The organism is Glycomyces sp. L485, assembly GCF_022548875.1.
Classification (GTDB): Bacteria; Actinomycetota; Actinomycetes; order Mycobacteriales; family Micromonosporaceae; genus Glycomyces.
Genome location: NZ_JAKZEW010000120.1, coordinates 1 through 280, shown reverse-complemented (window position 1 = coordinate 280; position 280 = coordinate 1). Strand labels below are relative to the sequence as shown.

Below are 280 nucleotides of genomic sequence, written 5' to 3'. Positions count from 1 at the left end.
TCGGCGAAGGCCTGGCATGAGGAGGGGCGGTGGGCGGGGTCGCGTGCGAGGGCGCGGACGAGGAGGCGTTCGAGCCATTCGGGGACGTCCTCGCGCGGGAGCTTCGGCGGCGGCGCCTGCGAGGTGACCCGTTCGCGGTGGGTGTCGGGGTCGGTGCCGCCCTCGGGATCGGCGAACGGCGCGAACCCGGCCAGCAGGTGCCACATGCTCGAGGCGAGGCTGAACAGGTCCGAGGCCGGCGTCTGCGCCTGGCGCAGCAGCGCTTCGGGCGAGGCGTGCA

Annotated in this window: 1 pseudogene; it reads right to left on the bottom strand. The window is 75.0% G+C overall.

Going from position 1 to position 280, the window contains the following annotated elements:
• Positions 1-280, bottom strand: a pseudogene (locus tag L0U85_RS20240) (serine/threonine protein kinase); the annotation flags it as partial.